General features: G+C 58.3%; 3 protein-coding genes. 2 read left to right on the top strand and 1 reads right to left on the bottom strand.

What is annotated here, in order from left to right; all coding sequences use genetic code 11:
• The first annotated feature begins 78 nt into the window (after window positions 1-78).
• Window positions 79-5,037, top strand: a complete 4,959-nt coding sequence (locus A7D16_RS18590; protein ID WP_457853257.1) for a hemagglutinin repeat-containing protein — start codon at window positions 79-81, stop codon at window positions 5,035-5,037.
• Between the two features lie 7 nt (window positions 5,038-5,044).
• Complete coding sequence (locus tag A7D16_RS22045) at window positions 5,045-5,407, top strand: Imm8 family immunity protein (RefSeq protein WP_082925874.1); 363 nt, start codon at window positions 5,045-5,047, stop codon at window positions 5,405-5,407.
• A gap of 248 nt (window positions 5,408-5,655) precedes the next feature.
• Here A7D16_RS22045 and A7D16_RS18595 read toward each other — a convergent pair.
• A partial coding sequence (locus A7D16_RS18595) for a transposase (protein ID WP_153043170.1) occupies window positions 5,656-6,420 on the bottom strand: 765 nt, incomplete at its 5' end.

The raw sequence follows: 6,420 nt of genomic DNA on the forward strand, positions 1-6,420 counted from the left end.
AATGCCTGGCGCAGCACTGGCCCGGGCCGTCGTTACCTGATCGAGACCGACCCGCGCTTCGTCAACTACGACAACTTCATCAGCAGCGATTTCCTGCTGGACAAGCTGGGCGTGGATCCGGAGTGGACCCAGACCCGCCTGGGCGATGGCTTCTACGAGCAGCGCCTGGTACTCGACCAGATCACCCAGCTCACCGGTCGTCGCTACCTGGGCAACTACGCCGATGGCGTAGCGCAATACCGCGCCTTGCTGGAATCCGGCGTGGCCGCCGCAGGCCAGCTGCAGCTGAGCATGGGCGTGGGCCTCACCGCCGCGCAGGCCGCCGCGTTGACGCAGGACATCGTGTGGATGGTCGAGCAGGACTACCAGGGCCAGAAGGTGTTGGTGCCGGTGGTGTACCTGGCGTCCAACTCGCTGCAGCTGCGTGGCAATGGCGCCTTGATCGCCGGCGGCAACGTCGAGCTCAACGCCAGCAATTCCATGAGCAACCAAGGCGTCATCACCGGTGCCGACGTCAGCATCACCGCCGGCAATCTGCTCAACCAGGGCCGCATCAGCGGTACTGGCACGGTGGCGCTGGAAGCGCGCAACGACCTGCTCAATCAGGGCCAGATCCAGGGCCGCGATGTCGCATTGGTCGCCGGCAACAACCTGGTCAGCGAAGCGGCCAAGGCCATCAACGGCGTCGGCATCCTGTCGGGCATCACCGCCAGCAACACCCTGCAACTGATGGCTGGCAACGATATGACGCTGACCGGCACCCGCGTGCAGGCCGGAGGGAGTGCAGCACTGATTGCCGGCAACAACCTCAGCCTCACGCCCAGCGCCTTGCGCGACGACAACGGCCTGCTGCGCGGTGGCGATGCTGTCTCGATCACCACCGGCAAGGATCTGATCGTCTCCGCAGGCAACGACCTGCAACTGCATGGGGTGACCATCGCAGCAGGCGGCAGCGCCGCGCTGCAGGCAGGTAACAACCTCTCGCTGACGCCCACCACCGGCCTGGACGGCAAAGTCGCCACGCGCACCAACATCAGCACCGGCGACAGCCTGCAGCTGACCGCCGGCAACGACCTGACCATCCGGCAGGCCGAAGTGAAGGCCGGTGGCGATCTGATTGCCGCAGCCGGCAACAACCTCAATGTCGAGTCCGTGCTTAACGACAGCGAGACCAACAGTTACAACTCGCGCAACGGCAAGACCCGCGTCACCACCACCACGACCACGCAGACCATCGATCAGCAGGCGCTCACTGCGGGCGGCAACCTGATCCTCAGCGCCGGCAACGACGTCAACCTGGTCGCCGCAAAACTCGATGCAGGCAAGGGCCTAGGCATCAGCGCCGGCAACGACATCAACGCCAGCACGCTGACGACGGTGGATACCAGCGATGTCCTGGAGACGCGCAAGCGCTTCAAGCAAACCACCAGCACCAGCGACGAAACCGTCCACGGCACCGAGTTCACGGCCGGCGGCAACCTCGCGATGCAGGCGGGCAACGATATCACCCTGACCGCGGCCACCGTCGCAACCAAGGAAGGCGGCATCACCCTGGCCGCCGGCAACGACGTCAAGCTGCTCGCCGCCAGCGAGCAGCATGACGCCGTGCAGGACATGACCAAGAAGAAGAAGGGCACGTTCAGCAGCAAGACCACGACCACGCATGATGAGTGGCACGACAGCGTGGCGGTCACTACTACGCTCAGTGGCGACACGATGCAGATTGCGGCGGGTAACGATCTGCTGTCGCAAGGCGCACAGGTCGCCAGCACCGGCGATGTGGTGTTGGCCGCTGGCAACAACCTCACGTTGGACACGGTGCAGAACACGCACAGCGAAGAGCATGAGAAAACCGTCAAGAAGTCCGGTCTCTACGGCGGTGGCGGATTCAGCGTCGCATTGGGCGTCACCAAAAAGACTGACGGATTAGATGCTACCGAAGTCACAAACAGCGGTAGCCTGGTCGGCAGCACCGACGGCTCGGTGACGATGACAGCCGGCAATAAGGTGGCCATCACCGGCAGCGATGTGCTGAGTGCAACGAGTACCACCATCGTGGGTAAGGAAGTCACGATTGCTGCAGCGGAAAACACCGTGGACACGGTTCAGACCTCCAAGCAGCAGAGTGCCGGCATCACGTTGGGGCTGACCGGGGGCGTAGTGGATGCCGCGCAAGCGGTCTACGGTGCAGCTAAGCGCGGGTCGGATGTCGAAGACGACCGCTTGAAGTTGCTTTATGCCGCCAAGGCCGCCTATGCAATTGGTGACACGGCTGGCTTGGCTAGCAATGGCTTGAAAGGCTACGACGGCCAGGCGGTTGCAGGAAACACGACCAAGGCAGGTACTGCTGCAGCGGATGGCGCGCAGGGTGCGGCCAATGCGGCGGGCGTGAGCTTGCGCCTTGGCATTGGCGCAAGCAGTTCGTCGAGCAAGACGACCACGCACGAGGAAACCACTGGCGGTAGCCGCATCCTCAGCAACGGCGATGTCACCATCGCCGCAACTGGCGGCGATCTCAACGTCATTGGCAGCAAGATCGCCGGTGAAAACGTGGCCTTGGCTGCAGCAAACAATCTCAACCTGCTCAGTAACAAAGAAACCAACACTACCAAGTCTGAGAACAAGAACGCCGGTGGCGAGATCGGTATCAGTGTCGGTGCAGTAACTGGCTACTACCTCACGGTATCCGCAGGCAAGGGCAGCGCCAAGGGCAATAGCGATCTACGCACAGAAAGCGTGGTCGCTGCGAACGACACCTTGACCTTGGTGAGTGGCAACGACACCACGATCCAGGGCGCACAAGCCATCGGCAACAAGGTACTGGCCAATGTTGGCGGTGACCTGCTGATCAAGAGCGAGCAGGACACCAACGAGTACAAGAGCAAGCAGCAACAGGCCAGCCTGACACTTGCCACAGGGACGGGTAGCGGCGGCAGCTATAGCCAGCAGAAGGTCAACAGCAGCTACACCAGCGTGACCGAGCAAAGTGGCATCCAGGCCGGTAATGGCGGCTTCGACATCACGGTGGGCGGCAACACGGCCTTGGTGGGCGGTGCCATCGCGAGCGCAGCCGATGCCAGCCTCAACCGGCTGTCCACCGGCAGCCTGACGGTCGAGGACCTGCAGAACAAGGCCGAGTACAAGACCAGCGGCGTCTCCGTGGCCGGCGGCACGGGCAGCAGCATGGCCAGCGTGGCCATCGGTGCCGGGCTGAGCATGTTGGGCAATGCCAGCGACAGCTCAAGCAGCACGACCAAGAGCGATATCGCCGCAGGCACGATCCAGATCCGTAATGGTGACGCATCCGCGCTGGCAGGACTGGATCGCAGTGCAACCGAGCTGCAGCAGTCAGGCCTGAAGGAAATCTTCGATCAGAAGAAGATCGAGGATCAGAAAGAGCTGATGGGGCTGGCTGGGGAGATTGGGTTTCAGGTAGCGGGTGATATCGCCAGCAGCATGCAAGAGCGAGCGGCATTGGACCTTGCTTCGGCAAGAGCCACCGGGGACAAAGCTGCGGAAGCAGATGCATTAGCTCGTAAAAATAGCTGGAGTGACGGAGGAGTAAACAAAGTTTTGTTGCATGGCCTGACAGGTGCAGCCGTCGCTGCACTGGGAGGAGAGAGCGCACTTGGCGGTGCCATCTCGGCTGCAGGCTCTGAGAGAGCCAAACAGGTCATGGCTGATTATTTGGTCAGTCAATATATTGACCCCGATAGCGAGACGTTTAATAGCCTGATGGAGGCCGGTAGTGCAGCCATAGGCGGTGTTTTAGGTGGTGCATCAGGCGCAGGCATCGCAGTTGCGGGTGATCGGTTCAATCGTCAGCTGCACCCGTCTGAAGTCAAGTTTTTAAAGAGCGATGAGGTCGTCCAGGAATATATTGAATACATGGCAAGAAATGGTCTCGTCCTCACGGAAGATGACGCGCGCGTCAGATTAAATACATATGCTGCTTCGAAAGAAGACGAGAACTGGGCTGCATTGAATGGCACGGATACCCTTACTGAAAGTTTCCTTTCTAGTGAGTCGCAAGGTCGCTATTACGCGGATTCTATGGGGAATCGCCATGCTTTCTTCCAAAGTACTGACCAGGAGTGGAAGGATCCCACAGTCAATCTGAATGCGCTTTATGGCTCTCGATTCGATTTGTCAATAAAGAACTATATCGATGATATTCGTAGTCCTAACCATTCGCCCACTCAGGAAAATAAGGAGTTGCTATTCCGAGGGACGACCCTTGGGTACGACGCTGCTAATAAGCAAGCGAGCTTTGGGGGTGACCTCATTTCCATTGGGAAAGGGGTGCTGTTGGGGGCAGGCTCTGTTGCCTTTAGCGGTTATAGTGATCAGATAGGTCCCTTTGATGAACTCGCGCTCAAGAATAATTATCAAATCCTGTTGAAGGATCAGGGACGTTGGGCGGAAGCCGGCTATGTAGAAGGCATTGATTGGGCGACGACTCAACGCCATATGTGGGCAGGCATCGTCGTTGGGGAAGCAGGTGGCTTGGTCGGTAGCCAGTTCACAAGTATCATCCGGAATTCCATAAAGAATGCGGATCTAGAAAGTAAGGCGCTATCGACGAGGGTGTCAGCTGCTTCTGCAGATGCTGATAGTGAAGCAGGGGCGCCGCCCGCGGTGCGTTCTAATGGTGAAGCAAATATTGCGAACGGTGCAAAGCTACGCTCTGACCTCGCGAATAAAGAGCTTAGCTCGATTGCTGATCAAGATATTCGGTTGAAGGAGGCGATGATTGGAAGTGGGACCAGTAACCCGAATTTTGGTATCGGAACCGCAAATGCCCAGGAAGCAAATCGTTTGGGTATGACTTGGGTTGGCGATGGTGCGAGGCCCTTGTCCGACGGATCGGGATGGATTAGTGCTGATGGTACGAGAGTTTATAGGCCGCCCGCAGCTAAGCCTAAATCAAAAGAAGCTGTGACAGGGATTCAAGCAAATTTTGAACGATATGAAATAGCTTTATACGGAAAAAAGAGTAGGATATCTAATGGGCATCTGGATATAGATAAGGAGTAAATAAATTATGAAGGCTAGATTGTTTGGGCTCCATTCAGATAGCTGGGATCTTAAAAATGAGCAACCTGATGACCCGGGGTGCTTTAGTGAGGAGCTGAGGGCAGTAATTGGTCCAGAAGATTTTGAGGGTGGGGATAATTTCTTTATTGAGGTGTGCACGCCCGGCTGGATAAAGAAGAGGCATTATGGACCTACGTGGGGGAGGTTTATGCTGATTGTTGAGAATTACGACTATGATGAAATACGTGAATTTATATCCGAATATGTCGGAAGTTTTGAGGGTGCGGAATGGAATGAAATTGCAATAAAATTGTCTCGCGTAATGTCATGGGAATTCGAGGATTACGTTCGGTTTGATAAAAGGACCTGATTAGCCCCAGAGAACGGGGTTAGGTGTAATTAATAAGCCAAGCTGACTCTGCGCTCCAGAGTCCGGCGTGGCCCCGGCAGGCCAGCTGCAACTGAGCATGGGCGTGGGCCTCACCGCCGCGCAGGCTGCTGCGCTCACGCAAGACATCGTGTGGATGGTGGAGTAGGACTACCAGGGCCAGAAGGTGCTGGTGCCGGTGGTGCAAAGAACGGGGTCAGGTGCAATTAGTCGCCCCTGAAAAACCCCCTTCAAGCACCAAAGGTCAGCGGCGACCGGTGCACCAGGCTCAAGGATGCCCCTGCCATCGCCTGCAACCAGGCACGCAAAAAGGCGATCCAGCGCAGCAGCCAGCGCAGGTTGTAGCCGGCGGCGCAGCCGAGCACGTGTAGTGCATCGCCTTGGGCACCCTTTAGATAGCAGCGATTCAAGCGGCAGTCCTGTTTCAGATGTCCAATCACCGGCTCCACCGCTTGCCGGCGTTTGATCCAGCTCCATTGCCGTCGTGTCAGCGTCTTGGCCTTGCCGCGATGCAGGATCTGCACGCCATCTACCTCACGTCCGCGATACCCCAGGTCCACGATCGCTACCTGCGGGGTCACATTCACATCCTGCAGCAACCCACGCGTCTGCTCCAGCTGCTCGGCCAACGTATCGCCGTCGTAAGGATTGCCGGGAAAACTGCGCGCGCCCACGATCAAGCCTTTGCACGCACTCACCGCAATGCCGACCTTGACGCCAAATTCGTAAGGTGTCCGTGCCTTGCCCTTGCTCATGCATTCCACTTCCGGCGCATGCAGGGCGTAGAGCTTTTGCTTGTCCTTGGGGCGTTGTGTCAACACCCGTTGTGCGCGTTCCAGCCAGACACTGATGCGCTCACGCACCAAGGGGTCCAGCTTGCGTTGCAGATCGCGTAATACGCGTCCCAGGAGCGTGCGTTGGCGTCGCAGCACCTTGTGCATGCGCTTGAACTGGCGCGCATGCGCATAGCGCCCGGCCTTGCGGCTCAACACCGG

This window comes from Xanthomonas nasturtii (genome assembly GCF_001660815.1).
GTDB classification, from domain to species: domain Bacteria; phylum Pseudomonadota; class Gammaproteobacteria; order Xanthomonadales; family Xanthomonadaceae; genus Xanthomonas; species Xanthomonas nasturtii.

What these genes read in the sequence shown, in the direction of transcription:
- A7D16_RS22045 (WP_082925874.1), top strand. Translation starts at nt 5,045, where the DNA reads ATGAAGGCTAGATTGTTTGGGCTCCATTCAGATAGCTGGGATCTTAAA.